This is a genomic window from Nocardia sp. NPDC057440, assembly GCF_042802915.1.
GTDB lineage: Bacteria > Actinomycetota > Actinomycetes > Mycobacteriales > Mycobacteriaceae > Nocardia.
In genome coordinates this window covers 153,409-168,396 of the sequence record NZ_JBHVDF010000009.1, presented here as the reverse complement: position 1 = coordinate 168,396, position 14,988 = coordinate 153,409, and the positions used below count along the sequence as shown (strand labels likewise).

General features: G+C 68.0%; 9 protein-coding genes and 1 pseudogene. 6 read left to right on the top strand and 4 right to left on the bottom strand.

Annotation, left to right across the window (positions count from 1 at the left end; all coding sequences use genetic code 11):
- Nucleotides 1–49: 49 nt before the first annotated feature.
- The gene (locus ACFU4Z_RS20295; RefSeq protein ID WP_379065123.1) at nucleotides 50–844 is read right to left on the bottom strand and encodes an enoyl-CoA hydratase/isomerase family protein; all 795 of its coding nucleotides are present in this window, start codon (nucleotides 842–844) and stop codon (nucleotides 50–52) included.
- Nucleotides 845–996: 152 nt separating this feature from the next.
- On the opposite strand from ACFU4Z_RS20295, the gene ACFU4Z_RS20290 reads away from it, so the two are divergent.
- From ACFU4Z_RS20290 to ACFU4Z_RS20265, 6 genes are all read left to right on the top strand, one after another.
- Nucleotides 997–2,022 carry a glutathione S-transferase family protein gene (locus ACFU4Z_RS20290; RefSeq protein WP_379065121.1) on the top strand — a complete coding sequence of 342 codons (1,026 nt, stop codon included), beginning with the start codon at nucleotides 997–999 and terminating at the stop codon, nucleotides 2,020–2,022.
- A gap of 126 nt (nucleotides 2,023–2,148) precedes the next feature.
- Nucleotides 2,149–2,880 (top strand): hypothetical protein, encoded by a 732-nt coding sequence (locus ACFU4Z_RS20285; RefSeq protein WP_379065409.1) that lies wholly within the window; start codon nucleotides 2,149–2,151, stop codon nucleotides 2,878–2,880.
- Nucleotides 2,877–3,842, top strand: a complete 966-nt coding sequence (locus ACFU4Z_RS20280; protein ID WP_379065119.1) for an ABC transporter ATP-binding protein — start codon at nucleotides 2,877–2,879, stop codon at nucleotides 3,840–3,842. Before ACFU4Z_RS20285 ends, ACFU4Z_RS20280 begins: the two co-directional genes overlap by 4 nt.
- The gene (locus ACFU4Z_RS20275) at nucleotides 3,839–4,621 is read left to right on the top strand and encodes an ABC transporter permease (protein ID WP_379065117.1); all 783 of its coding nucleotides are present in this window, start codon (nucleotides 3,839–3,841) and stop codon (nucleotides 4,619–4,621) included. The genes ACFU4Z_RS20280 and ACFU4Z_RS20275 overlap by 4 nt, the downstream gene beginning before the upstream one ends.
- Before the next feature lie 118 nt (nucleotides 4,622–4,739).
- Nucleotides 4,740–8,615: an ABC transporter ATP-binding protein gene (locus ACFU4Z_RS20270; RefSeq protein WP_379065407.1), complete on the top strand. Its 3,876-nt coding sequence runs from the start codon at nucleotides 4,740–4,742 to the stop codon at nucleotides 8,613–8,615.
- Between the two features lie 105 nt (nucleotides 8,616–8,720).
- Nucleotides 8,721–12,512 carry a multifunctional oxoglutarate decarboxylase/oxoglutarate dehydrogenase thiamine pyrophosphate-binding subunit/dihydrolipoyllysine-residue succinyltransferase subunit gene (locus ACFU4Z_RS20265; RefSeq protein ID WP_379065116.1) on the top strand — a complete coding sequence of 1,264 codons (3,792 nt, stop codon included), beginning with the start codon at nucleotides 8,721–8,723 and terminating at the stop codon, nucleotides 12,510–12,512.
- Between the two features lie 264 nt (nucleotides 12,513–12,776).
- On the opposite strand, the gene ACFU4Z_RS20260 is transcribed toward ACFU4Z_RS20265, so the two are convergent.
- The 3 genes and pseudogenes from ACFU4Z_RS20260 to ACFU4Z_RS20250 all read right to left on the bottom strand — a co-directional run.
- Nucleotides 12,777–14,066, bottom strand: coding sequence for an RNA polymerase sigma factor (locus ACFU4Z_RS20260; protein ID WP_379065114.1), 1,290 nt, complete (start codon nucleotides 14,064–14,066; stop codon nucleotides 12,777–12,779).
- Nucleotides 14,067–14,078: 12 nt separating this feature from the next.
- Nucleotides 14,079–14,498, bottom strand: a complete 420-nt coding sequence (locus ACFU4Z_RS20255) for a YciI family protein (RefSeq protein WP_379065112.1) — start codon at nucleotides 14,496–14,498, stop codon at nucleotides 14,079–14,081.
- A 132-nt stretch (nucleotides 14,499–14,630) separates the two neighbouring features.
- Nucleotides 14,631–14,846 (bottom strand): annotated as a pseudogene (locus ACFU4Z_RS20250) (IS1380 family transposase); the annotation flags it as partial.
- Nucleotides 14,847–14,988: the final 142 nt, after the last annotated feature.

Genomic DNA, 14,988 nt, shown 5'->3' with positions numbered 1-14,988 from the left:
TTCTGCGATTAGGTGGTGAACATGCCCCGCTTGTCGATATTCGTCGTCCTCACGCGCCGGTGTAAGTCGCCTTGCCCGGTCCGACCTCGAGGAAGCTGCGCACCGCACCGCGCAGGTCAGCGGTGCCGAACAGGGCGCCGGACACCTCCGGAGTCACCGAATCGGCATGCGCCACACCGCCGGAGCGCCAGGCCTCGATGATCTGTTTGGTCGCGGCGTGCGCCTTCGTCGGTCCCTGCGCCAGGCGGTGCGCCAGTTCGCGCGCCGCGGTGTCGACGTCGTCGTGCACGGCGTTGACCACGCCCCATTCGGCCATGGTCGCCGCGCTGTAGAGATCACCGGTCATCACGAATTCACGGGCCCGGCCGGATCCGGCGCGCTCGGCGAGCCGCTGCGGGCCTCCCATCGAGGGCGTCAGGCCGACGACCGTCTCGACGAGTCCGAATTTGGCCTTCGGCGCGGCCAGGATCAGATCACAGGCAAGCGCCATCTCGAAGGCCGCGGTCAGGGTGAGCCCGTGCGCGGCGAAAACCACCGGGCACGGCAGCGCCTCCAGCGGATGGATGATCTGGGCGAACAAGGCGCGCCACAGTTCGGCGCCCTGCTCGGTGGAAAGGCCGTCGAAGACGTGCACATCGACACCGCCGGACACCAGCTTGCCTTCGGCGCGCAGCAGCAGCGCCCGCGGCGGGCGGGCCGACAACTCGGCGAGATCGGCGACCAGGGCATCGAGCATTGCCTGGTCGAAGAGGTTCAGCGGCGGATTGGCCAGCGTGAGGGTGGCCACTTCCGCACCGCCGTCGGTGGTGTTGCGTTCCAGACGGGTTGCCTTCGTTTCACTCATTCGGCCAGCCTAGAGGCGCAGTCGGACGGAGTCCGTCCACAACCCGTGCCCGGCCGAGCGAGGGCGAGGCAGCCGCCCAGGAGACGTTGCCGGACGCAGTCCGTCGATCTGGAAGGCACGGTCCTGTCACCCTCGTCTGCGAGACTGTCCAAGTGAGCGAGTCGGTATCCGAAAATGGTTCCTACGTAGAGCCTGGCGAATTCAAGCGGGACACCAACTACATCCAGACCCGCATCACCGCGGACGGCCGCGATGGCTTCCCGGTCGAAGCGGGCCGCTATCGGCTGGTTGCGGCGCGGGCCTGTCCGTGGGCCAATCGCACGCTGATCGTGCGCAGGCTGCTCGGGCTGGAGGACGCGCTCTCGCTCGGGCTGTGCGGGCCGACACACGACAAACTCAGCTGGACCTTCGATCTCGATCCCGGCGGGGTCGATCCAGTGCTGGGTATTCCGCGGCTGCGCGACGCGTATCTGGCGCGCTTCCCCGACTATCCGCGTGGCATCACCGTGCCCGCGATCGTCGATGTGCCCACCGGACAGGTGGTGACCAACGACTACGCGCAGCTGACCCTCGATTTCTCCACCGAGTGGACCGAGTTCCACCGCCCGGGCGCTCCCCTGCTCTATCCGGAATCACTGCGCGCCGAGATCGACGAGGTGAATCTCGCGGTCTTCCGCGACGTCAACAACGGGGTGTACCGCTGCGGGTTCGCCGGCGCCCAGGACGCGTACGACGCGGCCTACGATCGACTCTTCGCCCGCCTCGACTGGCTGTCGGAGCGGCTGGCCGGCCAGCGATACCTGGTGGGCGACACCATCACCGAGGCCGATGTGCGGTTGTTCACCACGCTGGTCCGGTTCGATCCGGTGTATCACGGCCACTTCAAGTGCAACCGGAGCAAGTTGAGCGAGATGCCGGTCCTGTGGGCGTACGCACGCGACCTCTACCAAACGCCGGGGTTCGGTGACACCGTCGATTTCGACCAGATCAAGTCGCATTACTACGCGGTGCACATAGACATCAACGCGACCGGGATCGTCCCGAAGGGCCCCGACCTGACCAACTGGCTGACCCCGCACGGCCGGGAAGCGCTGGGCGGCAGACCCTTCGGCGACGGTACCCCGCCGCCGCCTCCGGTCCTCGCCGAACGGACGCCCGCGCTGAACCAACCGGCATGATCGAGCACCCGGCCGGACCGATCCTGATCGGAACCGATCCGGCTGGGTCGTTCGTTGTCATGACGAGCTGAGGGCAGTCGGTGCCATACAGTTCACCCAACACAGGTGGAAGAGGAGGATGACGCCGTGTTCAAAGGCGCGTTCGAGAAGACGGTCGTCGAGCTGCTCGATTCCGGGTCGCGTCTGCAGGCGCCCGCCGTCGCCAAGTACGTGGACCGACTCCGGCGCTCCCACCCGGCCGAGAGCCCCGCGCAGATCATCGAGCGGCTGGAGAAGCAGTACCTGCTCGCCGTGACCGGCAGCGGCGGCGCGGTCGGCGCGACGGCCGCGGTGCCCGGTGTCGGCACCGTCGCGGCCATCGCCGCCGTCAGCGCCGAAACCACCTTCTTCATGGAGGCCTCCGCGGTGTTCACCCTTGCGGTGGCGGCCGTGCACGGCGTCTCCCCCGGTGACAAAGAACAGCGCAGGGCGCTGGTCCTCGCGGTCGTGCTCGGTGACAGCGGGATGGAGATCGTCGAGAAGACGGTCGGCCACTCCGCGAAGAACTGGGGCACCGTCTTCGCCAACCGCATTCCTGGGCTGTCGGGCATGAACGACTCGCTGCTCAAGCGGTTCATCATCCGCTTCATCACCAAGCGGGCGGCGCTGATGGCGGGCAAGATCGTCCCGGCGGGCATCGGCGCGGTGATCGGCGGCGTCGGCAACCGGGCCCTCGGCAAGACCACGATCAACAACGCGCGCAAGGCCTTCGGGCCCGCACCGACGGTGTGGCCCGCCGATCGGCACCTCATCGTCGAAGCCGATCCGCTCACCTCTATCGACCCGGCGAAGCCGCAACCCCCGGCCACCCCACGATGAGTGCGAGCAGAGGACCTGCGTTCGCCGTCCGCGGCATCGGCAAGCGGTACAACCTGGTGGCGGCCGTCGAGAAGGTGAGCTTCACCGTCACCGCGGGCACCGTGGCCGCACTGGTCGGGCCCGCGGGAGCGGGCAAGACGACGATCCTGCGGATGCTGCTCGGCCTGCTCGAACCGACCACGGGCTCGATCGCCATCGGCGGGCAAGGGTTACCCGGCACCGCGCGAGCGGTGGGCGGCATGCTCGAACCGCGCGGATTGCATCCCGCACGCACGGCGCGCGACCACCTGCTGGTGTATGCCGCCGCGGTCGGCGTCGCGGACGACCGGGTGGACGAGGTGATCGAACTCGTCGGCCTCGACGCGTCGGCGGACACCAGAGCGGGTGCGTTGACCGCAGGACAGCAGACGAGGGTGGCCTTGGCGACCGCGCTGCTCGGCGATCCACCGCTGCTGGTCCTCGACGAGCCCGCCGCCGGCCTCGACAGCACGGAACGCGTATGGCTGCAAGAGTTTCTGCGCAGGCATACCCGGCGCGGCGGCACGGTGCTGTTGTCCAGCGAGAGTCTCGCCGCGGTGATCCCGGTGGTGGACAACATCATTGTGCTGAGTACGGGCTCGGTGGTGTATGAGGGCAGTCCCACCAAACTGCGCCGAGGCCACCCCGATCGTCTCGTTGTCGCATCGTCCACACCGATCGCGCTGGCGACAACCCTTGCCGCACAGGGCTTCACCGACGCGGTGATCCGCCCCGACGGCAGGCTGGCCGTGGCCGAGGCCACCGAGGGACAGATTCGTGAGGCGGCGCGAGTCGCCGGCGTGCGCCTGGACAGCATCACCCCCGACCCGATCCATCCCGATCGGGTGCTGGCCACGCTGACCAAAGTTCGTCCGCAGCCGACTCCGTATCCCGGAGTGGCCGCCCATCTTCCGACGCCGACGCCCTACGGGATTCCACGATGATCGACATCCTGCCCGCGGACCTCCTCCCGGCGGTCAACTCCGAGGTCCGCAAGGTCATCACGCTGCGCGTGAGCCGAATCCTCGGCATCGGAGTGCCTGCCGTCGCGCTCGTCGCGAGTGCGGTCACCACCATCCTCGCCGGGCCCGCCGACCCGAAGGGCGATCCCGCGACCGGCGCCGCGACAATCGGTCTGTATCTGGGCCTCGCGGCGGCGATCCTGGTGTCCGGCGCGTTCGGCGCGGCGGGCGCGGGTGCCGAATACCGATACGCCACCATGTCGGTGACCCAATTGTTCACCTCGGACCGCGATCGGCTCGTCACCGCGAAACTCCTTGTCACCGCGGGATTCGCACTGGCGGTCACGTTCCTCGTCGAGCTGATCGCCATGGCCTGTCTGATCGGGTTCGGCCACGGCAAGTTCGACGTCGGCCTGCGGCTGTTCACCGTGCTCGGCGGCGGCCTGCTCGCCGCGGCATGCTGGTCACTGATCGGCGCGGGCCTCGGACTGCTCTTGCGCACCTCGACCGGCGCGGTCGCCTTGCTGCTCGGTTGGCTCGTCATCGTGGAACCGCTGAGCTGGCTCGTCGCCAAAGGCCTCGGCATCGCGGGCTTCGCCACCATGTTCCCCGGCGCCGCCACCGTCAGCACCGTGGCCGTGGGTTCCTTCCCCGACAGTGACTTCCTCGCCCCCGCTCCCGCGGCCGTCGTCGTCCTGCTGCTGTGGACCATCGGCGTCGCGGGCGCGGGCTGGTGGTCGGTGCGCCAACGCGAGTTGTGATCCCGATCGGATAGCTGCCGCTGGGAACAATGGCGTGTCGGTTCGCGTCGTTAACGTCGACTTGCGTATGAACTGAGACGATCGAGATGGGCGAGCACCTGATGTGAGCGAGCAGCTGATGGGCGTGGGTCCGCGCGGTTGGATGCGCAGACTGTGGGCCGAGAGCCGGTCGCAGGGCGGGCTGCTCGCGGGGATCGCGGCCGCGTTGGCGGTCGGCGCGGTGGTGGAGATCACCGCGCCGCTGCTCACCAAGCGGGCGCTGGATGCGGCGGGGGTGGGCGATACCGACGTCATCGGCGTGGTCGCAGCGCTACTCGCGGTGCTCGCGGCAGGACGGTTCGCGGCCGCGTTCGGGCGCAGAATGCTGGCAGGACGACTGTCGTTGGATGTGCAGCACAGCCTGCGGCTGCAACTGCTCGGTTCGCTACAGCGACTGGACGGGACCGGGCAGGACGCGATGCGCACCGGCCAGGTGGTGTCCCGATCGATCACCGATCTGCAATTGGTGCAGGGGCTCTTGGCCATGGCGCCGCTGTCGGGGCTTGCACTGCTGGAGTTCCTGCTAGCGGCCGCGGTGATGGTGTGGCTCTCGCCGCCGCTCGCGGCCGCCGCCTTGCTGGTGGTTCCGGTGATCGCGCTGGTCGTCTATCGGATGCGGCCACGGCTGTATGCCGCGACCTGGTCCGCGCAGCAGCGCGCCGCCGAGGTCGCCCAGCACGTCGAGGAGACGGTCACCGGCGTTCGCGTAGTGAAGGGGTTCGGGCAGGAAGCCCGCATGGTCGAGGTGCTCGAGCGGCACGGCAGGACGCTGTATGCCGAGCGCATGCGCGCGGCGAAGATCAACGCGCGGTTCGCGCCGACCGTATCGGCGGTTCCGCAGGCCGGTCTGGTCGCGGTGATCGCCTTCGGCGGGTGGCTCGCACTGCACGACGCCATCGGCATCGGCACCTTCCTCGCCTTCGCCGCGTACGTGGCCACCATGACCACGACCACCCGCACCATGACCTCGGTGGTGATCATGGCCCAGCTGACCCGCGCGGCGGCCGAACGGGTCTACCAGGTGATCGACACCGCGCCGACGATCGCCGACCCCGCCCACCCGATCGCGCTGCCCGAAGGCCCGCTCGGCATCGAAATAGACTCCGTGACCTTCGGATTCGACAGCGACCGCCCCGTGCTGCGCGACCTCGACCTGACCGTCCGACCCGGCGAGACGGTGGCGATCATCGGTCCCGCGGGTTCCGGCAAAACCACACTGTCGCTGTTGTTGCCCCGCTTCTACACACCCGACTCCGGCACGATCCGCCTGTTCGGCACCGAAACCGACACCACCGCTGCCCGATCAGCGTCGTCGAGCCAGGAACTCGACCGGGCCGCCGCGGCGCGCAGCGGCGAACCGCGACTGGACCCGCCGAACCGGTCTTCGAGCGGGTCGGCAACCAGCCGACCAACGGCAGGCCGCACACATCCGGCTGCTATCGACATCGCGGACGTCCGAGCCGCGGACCTGCGCAGTGCGATCGGTGTTGTCTTCGACGACCCGTTCCTGTTCTCCGACAGCATCGCCGCCAATATCGCCCTCGGCAATCCGGACGCCACCGACGCCGAGATCCGTCGAGCCGCCCAGCTGGCCGCGGCCGACGATTTCATCACCGAATTGCCCGACGGCTATGACACCGTGGTCGGCGAGCGCGGGTTGACGCTGTCCGGTGGTCAGCGCCAGCGGATCGCGCTGGCGCGGGCGCTGCTGGCGCGGCCGCGCGTCCTGGTGCTCGACGACGCCACCTCCGCGGTCGATGCCGTGACCGAGGCCGCGATCTTCGACACACTGCCGGACCAGGGCGGGCGCACGACGGTGATCCTGGCGCATCGCGAGTCCACCCTCGCCCACGCCGACCGGGTGATCCGCCTGCCCGCCCCCACCTCGACGCATCACCTCGAGCATCTGGACGCCCCTGCCGTGCCGATCCGCATCGGGCGCGGGTCCGCCGCGATCGGCGGGCCCGCATCGGGTGCGGCGGCCGATCTCAGCGAAACCCCCGAGTTGCGCCGCGATATCGAACGGCTGCCACCGGCCACCGAAGCGCCCGGCCTGGACGAGCGGCGACTGCGAGAACCCGATCCCGGCTTCCGGCTGACTCGGCTGCTGCGACCGGTCCGCTGGCTGGTGCTGGTCGTGATCGGTTTGCTGGCGCTGGACGCACTCATCGGCGTCACCTTCCCGCCGATCGTCCGCTATGCGATGGATTCCGGCGTCGGCCATGCGGATTCCGGTGCCCTCGCCACCGCGGCGGCACTCGGTGTCCTGCTGGTGCTGGCGGGCTTGGCGGTCGCCGCGGCGGCGACCGTGCTCACCGCACGCACCGGCGAACGGGTGCTCTACGGCCTGCGCGTACGCAGTTACGCCCACCTGCAGCGGCTCGGCCTCGACTTCTACGAACGAGAACTGTCCGGTCGAATCATGACCAGGATGACCACCGATATCGACGCCTTGTCGACCTTCCTGCAGACCGGCCTGGCGACCACGCTGATCGGCGGTCTGACCCTGGTCGGCATCGCGGCCGCGCTGCTGGTCATCGATGCGTCACTGGCCGCGGCGGTGCTGGTCGCCTTGCCGCCGCTCGCGGTCGCGACCTGGCTGTTCCGTCGTGTCTCCTCGACCGCGTACACGGTGTCGCGCGAACACGTCTCGGCGGTGAACGCCGATTTCCAGGAGAACGTCAGCGGTCTGCGCGCGGTACAGGCCAGCCGTCACGAACCGTTCGCGGCGCACCGGTTCGCCGAATACTCCGCGCGCTATCGCAACAGCCGGATGCGGGCGCAGCGCGCGATTTCGATGTACTTCGCGTTCGTGATCGCGTGGGCGGATCTGGCGCTGGCCGCGGTGGTGTTCGTCGGCGCCCGTGCGGTCGCGGACGGCGCGACGAGTCCGGGGACGCTGATCGCATTCGTGCTGTATCTGGAGCTGCTGTTCGGGCCGATTCTGCAGCTCTCCCAGGTATTCGACGGGTATCAGCAGGCCAGGGTCGGCCTGCGGCGGATCGGGGAGCTGTTGCGCACTCCGTCCTCGATCGCCGCGGATTCTGCGCGGGCGGTCGCGATCACGGACGGTCTGCGCGGCGAGGTCACCGTCGACGATGTTCATTTCCATTACCCGGGCACCGACGCACCCGCCCTCGACGGCGTATCGCTGCATATCCCGGCGGGCTCGACCCTCGCGCTGGTCGGCCCGACGGGCGCGGGCAAATCCACGATCGTCAAGCTGCTGGCTCGCCTCTACGATCTGCCCGACGACCTCGACGCGAACCAGGATCCCGAACACCGTGTCCGGAATCTCGACGACGCCACCGGCGACTCGACCGGCAGTCCGGTTACCGGCGCGATCCGCGTCGACGGTGTCGACATTCGCCACTACCGCCTCACCGACTACCGATCCCGCCTCGGCATCGTCCCGCAGGAAGCGCACCTCTTCACCGGCGATGTGGCGAGCAACATCGCGTTCGGAAACCCCTCCGCGACCGAAGCCGAGATCGCGGCGGCCGCCGCGGCGGTCGGCGCGCTGGACATGATCGCCTCACTACCGCTCGGCATGCGCCAGCCGGTCGGCGAGCGCGGCCGCGGACTCTCGGCGGGGCAGCGGCAACTCGTCGCACTCGCCAGAGCCGAGCTGGTCGGCCCGGATCTCCTGCTGCTGGACGAGGCCACCGCGACGCTCGACCCGGACACCGAGGCAGCGGTGATGTTTGCCAATCGTTCGCTGACTCGCGGTCGCACCACCGTCGTCGTCGCGCACCGGCTCGGCACAGCAGCGCGCGCCGATCGGATCGCGGTCGTCGATCACGGGAAGATCGCGGAAATCGGCACACATGAGGCGCTGGTCACGGCCGCGGGGCCGTATTCCCGGCTATGGGCTGCTGCTCGGGCAACGGGGGGAATATTCTCGGTCACAGACGAGTCGTCACATATGGGATCGGGACTGTCGGGTGGTCAGTAGATCCGCCGGTTTGCTGCTGGGCCTATCCTCAGATAGGGCGCATCGGCGCGCATCCGCTGATCCCCGTGCCGGGCACGTCACAAACGTCGCAGCGCGAAGAACGAAATGAGGCGAACACCTGCTGTGAGCAGCTCAACTTCCCAGTTCGGACAGAACCAGTGGCTAGTCGATGAGATGTATCAGAAGTACAAACAGGATCCATCTTCGGTAGACGAGAGTTGGCACGAGTTCCTCGCTGATTACACCCCCGAAGCCACTGGAGATTCCGGTAACAGCCAGACCGCGGCTCCCGCCGCACCCGCGCAGGCCGCGCCGGCCGCGCAGGCGGCTATGACTTCCGCCACACCCGCGCCCGCCGCAGCTGCACCTGCGCCGGCCGCTCCGGCGCCCGCCGCGCCCGCCCCGGCACCGGCGAAGCCCGCGGCGCCGGCCAAGGCCACCGCGCGCACTCCGCAGACCACTCCGGCGCCCACCTCGAACGCGACGCCGACCTCCGGCGGGCCCAAGCCCGCCGCGGCCGCCGACGAATCGAAGGTGCTGCGCGGCGCGGCCGCCGCGGTCGTCAAGAACATGTCCGCCTCGCTGACCATCCCCACGGCGACGAGCGTGCGTGCCATTCCGGCCAAGCTGATGATCGACAACCGTCTGGTCATCAACAACCACCTGGCCCGCACGCGCGGTGGCAAGATCTCGTTCACCCACCTGCTCGGATACGCGATCGTGCAGGGCGTCAAGGCCTTCCCGAATCTGAACCGGCATTTCGCCGAGGTCGACGGCAAGCCGAACGCGATCACCCCGGCGCACACCAACCTGGGTCTCGCCATCGACCTGCCCGGCAAGGACGGCAGTCGCACCCTCGTCGTGGCCGCCATCAAGGGCTGCGAGGAAATGACCTTCGGTCAGTTCCACACCGCCTACGAGGACATCGTCCGCCGGGCCCGTGACGGCAAGCTGACCACCGAGGACTTCACCGGTGTCACCATCTCGCTGACCAACCCCGGCACCATCGGCACCGTGCACTCGGTGCCGCGGCTGATGCCGGGCCAGGGTGCGATCGTCGGCGCGGGCGCCATGGAGTACCCGGCCGAGTTCCAGGGCATGAGCGACGAGCGCATCGCCGATATCGGCATCGGCAAGCTCATGACGCTCACCTCCACCTACGACCACCGCATCATCCAGGGCGCGGAGTCCGGTGATTTCCTGCGCACCATCCACCAGTTGCTGATCAGCGACGAGTTCTACGACGAGATCTTCCACGGCCTCGGCGTGCCCTACGAGCCGGTGCGCTGGCGCAAGGACATCCGCGAGCGCGGCGTCGACAAGAGCTCGCGCGTGCTGGAAATGATTGCGGCCTACCGCAACCGCGGCCACCTGATGGCGGACACCGATCCGCTGCGCCTGGTCAAGGACAAGTTCCGCAGCCACCCCGACCTCGACGTCACCCAGCACGGGCTGACGCTGTGGGACCTGGACCGCACCTTCAATGTGGGCGGCTTCCACGGCCAGGAGCAGATGAAGCTGCGCGAGGTGCTCTCGGTACTGCGCGACGCCTACTGCCGCCACGTCGGCGTGGAGTACACCCACATCCTCGACACCGAGCAGCTGCAGTGGATCCAGGAGCGGGTCGAGCAGAAGCACGCGAAGCCGACTGTCGCCCAGCAGAAGTACATCCTGAACCGACTGAATGCGGCGGAGGCCTTCGAGACCTTCCTGCAGACCAAGTACGTCGGTCAGAAGCGCTTCTCGCTGGAAGGCGCCGAGACCGTCATCCCGATGATGGACGCGGTCATCGACCAGTGCGCCGAGCACTCGCTCGACGAGGTCATCATCGGCATGCCGCACCGCGGTCGCCTCAACGTGCTCGCCAACATCGTCGGCAAGCCGTACTCGAAGATCTTCACCGAGTTCGAGGGCAACATGAACCCGGCCGGGGCGCACGGCTCCGGCGACGTGAAGTACCACCTCGGCGCGCACGGCACCTACCTGCAGATGTTCGGCGACAACGAGATCGAGGTCTCGCTGACCGCCAACCCGTCGCACCTGGAAGCGGTCGACCCGGTGCTCGAGGGTCTCGTCCGCGCCAAGCAGGACCTCCTCGACAAGGGCGACGGCCCGGAGGGCTACTCCGTTGTCCCGCTGATGCTGCACGGTGACGCCGCGTTCGCCGGTCAGGGCGTGGTCGCCGAGACGCTGAACCTGTCGGGTCTGCGTGGCTACCGCGTCGGCGGCACCATCCACATCGTGGTGAACAACCAGATCGGTTTCACCACGGCGCCGGAGAACAGCCGCTCGACCGAATACTCCACGGACATCGCGAAGTTCATCGGCGCGCCGATCTTCCACGTGAACGGCGACGACCCGGAGGCCTGCGACTGGGTGGCGCGTCTCGCGGTGGACTTCAAGCAGAAGTTCCGCAAAGACGTCGTGATCGACATGATCTGCTACCGGCGTCGCGGCCACAACGAGGGCGACGACCCGTCGATGACCCAGCCGTACATGTACGACGTCATCGACACCAAGCGCTCGGTTCGCAAGGCCTACACCGAGAGCCTGATCGGCCGTGGCGACATCTCCCTCAAAGAGGCCGAGGACGCCCTGCGCGACTACCAGGGTCAGCTGGAGCGAGTCTTCAACGAGGTTCGCGAGCTGGAGAAGTACGTCCCGGAGCCGAGCGAATCGGTCGAGGACGACCAGCAGGTGCCGACCACCGTCGTGACGGCGGTGGACAAGACGGTGCTGCAGCGCATCGGCGACGCCTTCCTCAATGTGCCGGACGGCTTCAACGTGCACCCGCGCGTCAAGCCGGTGCTGGAGAAGCGTCGCGAGATGGCATACGAAGGCAAGGTCGACTGGGCCTTCGCCGAGCTGATGGCCTTCGGCACGCTGATCGACGAAGGCAAAGCGGTGCGGTTGACCGGCCAGGACTCGCGTCGTGGCACGTTCACCCAGCGGCACTCGGTGATCATCGACCGCAAGACGGCCGACGAGTACACCCCGCTGCACAACATCGGCAGCACCAACCCCGGTTGGTTCGCGGTGCACGATTCGGCGCTGAGCGAGTACGCGGCGGTCGGCTTCGAGTACGGCTACTCGCTGGGCAACTCCAACGCACTGGTGTTGTGGGAGGCGCAGTTCGGTGACTTCGTCAACGGCGCGCAGTCCATCATCGACGAGTTCATCTCCTCCGGTGAGGCCAAGTGGGGTCAGCTGTCGGACGTCGTGCTGCTGCTGCCGCACGGCCACGAGGGCCAGGGTCCCGACCACACCTCCGGTCGGATCGAGCGCTTCCTGCTGCTGTGCGCCGAGGGCTCGATGACGGTCGCCGTGCCGTCCACCCCGGCGAACTACTTCCACCTGCTGCGCCGCCACGCGCTCGACGGCATCCGCCGCCCGCTGATCGTCTTCACCCCGAAGTCGATGCTGCGCAACAAGGCTGTGGTCTCGGATCTGAAGGACTTCACCGAGTCGAAGTTCCACTCGGTGTTCAACGAGCCCACCTACGAGCAGGGCATCGGCGACGGCAACAAGGTCAAGCGGGTCTTGATGACCAGCGGCAAGCTCTACTACGAGCTGGTCGCGGCGAAGACCAAGGGCAACCGCGAGGACATCGCCATTGTGCGGATCGAGCAGCTCTACCCGCTGCCCAAGTTCCGCCTCAACGAGGCGCTCGCGACCTACCCGAACGCGACCGACATCGCGTGGGTCCAGGAGGAACCGGCCAACCAGGGCGCGTGGCCCTTCTTCGGCCTCAACCTGCCCGAGCTCCTCCCCGAGCGCTTCACCAAGCTCCGCCGCATCTCGCGCCGCGCCATGTCGGCCCCGTCCTCGGGTTCGAGCAAGGTGCACGCGGTGGAACAGCAGGAAATCATCGACGAGGCCTTCGAGCCCACCAGCTAGTTCGCCGGCTCGTCCATGACCTGACGCCGGGTCGAATCCGTCTCTCCCGCAGAGCGATTCGACCCGGCGTTGCTGTTCGAGCAGGTGCGCCGAGCGCCACTCTCAGGACCGGGCCGACCAGCTGCGTGGTTCGCACAGCCTGTGGCGCGAGGACAAGTTCAGTATCGATGGCGCAGCGGCGAGGACGAATTCAGTCGCAAAGGACAGCCCGCACCGAACGCAGGTAAGAACCCTCCCGAAATATGGTGCTTCACAACCGGTCAGTCAGTGGGTTTGTCCCAGTTCAGCGACCGTCTTCGCGAGCCAGGCGCGTTCACGTTCGTTTCCGCAGAGTCGGATGGCGAGTTCGAGTTCGGCACGCGCCTCGCCGCTGCGGCCCAATCGCGTGAGCAGCTCGCCGCGAACGCTCGGCAACAGGTGCGAATTCGACAGGGCTGCGGAGTTTTTGAGCTCGTCGACAATGCTGAGGGCGGCCGAAGGGCCCTGTGCCATAGACACCGCGACCGCGCGATTGAGGTCGACGATCGGGGAGGGGGCAAGGCGGCCCAGGGCCTCGTATAGGAGCACGATGCGGTCCCAGTCGGTGGTGTCGACGGATGCGGCGACGGCGTGGCATTCGGCGATCGCGGCCTGCAGGCCGTAAGCGCCGAGGCCGCGGCCGACCCGGGTGGCCCGGGTCAGGGCGGCGCGACCACGGCGAATCGCCGCGCGGTCCCAGCGGCGGCGGTTCTGGTGCACCAGCAGAATCGGCTGCCCGTCGGAGTCCGCGCGGGCCGGGAAGCGTGCAGCGGTGAGCTCGAGCAGCGCCAGCAGCCCGTGCACCTCGGGTTCGGCCGGCATCAACCGGGCCAGCACCCGGGCCAACCGCTGCGCCTCACCGGCCAGATCGAATCGGATCAGATCCTCACCCGAGGTGGCGGACGATCCTTCGGTAAAGATCACGTAGATGACGCTGAGCACCGACCCGAGGCGTTCACTGCGCTCCTCCGCGGACGGCACGGCGAAGGGAACGCGAGCCGCTGCAAGGGTTTTCTTCGCCCGCGTGATCCGGGCCTGCACGGTGGCCGTGGGTGCCAGAAAGGCCTTGGCGATCTCGTCGCTGGACAGGCCGCCGACCACCCGCAGCGTGAGCGCGATCCGGGCCTCACGCGAAAGCACGGGATGGCACGCGATGAAGATGAGCGCGAGCACGTCATCGTCGACCTGATCGGGATCCCACGGTGTCTGCGCATTCGCGGATTCCGCGGGCGGGCCACCGGCGGCGACCCCGCCCTCGCCCAGATCGCGGGCGAGGGCGGAGTACCGGTCATCGAGCGCGGCACGTCGGCGAAACGCGTCGATAGCCCGCCGCCGCCCGACGGTGAGCAGCCACCCGGCGGGATTGCGCGGCACGGCATCCCGCGGCCAGTTCACCAGCGCCTCGGCCAATGCCTCCTGCGCAAGGTCCTCGGCCAGCGCGAAGTCTCCGGTGTAGCGCGCGAGCGCCCCGACAATCCGCGCGGACTCGATCCGCCACACGGCGGCAACGGCCTCACGACCCGTGGAATCGGCCATTCGCTCAGCGACTCACAACTGCCCGGTGGCTTCGCGCCATACTCGTTCCTTCTGAATCCATTCGTTGTCCTGCGGGAATTCGTCGATCGTGGTGACCCGGCGAATTTCGGTCTTGAATCCCGGCCCGAACGACGGGGCCCGCCTGGCCCATTCGATGGCCTCCTCCTTGGAGGCCACATTCAGAATGTAGAACCCACCGAAAAGCTCCTTGGTCTCCCCATACGGCCCGTCCGTGACGACCGGCGGCTCCGACGAATAGTCCACCACCACGCCCTCGTCCGGCCCGGCTAGCCCTTCAGCCGCGACCAGCACCCCGGCCTGGATCATCTCGTCGTTGTAGCGCCCGACGGTCTCGAGCATCTTCTCGAAGTCGACGCCCTCCATGGCCGCATTGCCCTCATCGGTGGCCCGCCAGATCAGCATGTACTTCACGGTCATCCTCCTATGTCCGGGTCGCCTGCCGACCCTCTCACTCCAAGGTCGAACAGCGAACGCGACAGATCGACACGGCCCCGAAAGAATTCTTCGCGGCTGGGCGCACACGGGTTCTACGAGCGCTCAGGCACAGTCACCGCCGGCCGCGGCCGCGACCGCGAGATCCAGCACGATCGTGCCCGGATTGTGGGTCGCGAGGGGTTTTCGCCACGCCGCCAACGCTTCGGACAAACCTTTGACCAGGCCGATCTTCTCCGCGGTACGCACCAGCTGCGTGCCCGCCTGCGACACCAAACCCGACCGATCCCCGTCCACCGACAGTCGGGGGTACCACGTGAGTCGTATGCCGCCACCGTGACCTGCCGCCACCCCGGCATGCCCGAATTCTGCAGATGGGCAAGAGATCGCCCACCGCGATCGGCGACACCTCTCGCACTCCGACGACTCGGATGACATCAACGATCGAGCGGTAACGGACCGATCCTGC

What these genes read in the sequence shown, in the direction of transcription:
- ACFU4Z_RS20295 (WP_379065123.1), bottom strand. Translation starts at nt 844, where the DNA reads ATGAGTGAAACGAAGGCAACCCGTCTGGAACGCAACACCACCGACGGC.
- ACFU4Z_RS20280 (WP_379065119.1), top strand. Translation starts at nt 2,877, where the DNA reads ATGAGTGCGAGCAGAGGACCTGCGTTCGCCGTCCGCGGCATCGGCAAG.
- ACFU4Z_RS20275 (WP_379065117.1), top strand. Translation starts at nt 3,839, where the DNA reads ATGATCGACATCCTGCCCGCGGACCTCCTCCCGGCGGTCAACTCCGAG.
- ACFU4Z_RS20270 (WP_379065407.1), top strand. Translation starts at nt 4,740, where the DNA reads ATGGGCGTGGGTCCGCGCGGTTGGATGCGCAGACTGTGGGCCGAGAGC.
- ACFU4Z_RS20265 (WP_379065116.1), top strand. Translation starts at nt 8,721, where the DNA reads ATGAGGCGAACACCTGCTGTGAGCAGCTCAACTTCCCAGTTCGGACAG.
- ACFU4Z_RS20260 (WP_379065114.1), bottom strand. Translation starts at nt 14,066, where the DNA reads ATGGCCGATTCCACGGGTCGTGAGGCCGTTGCCGCCGTGTGGCGGATC.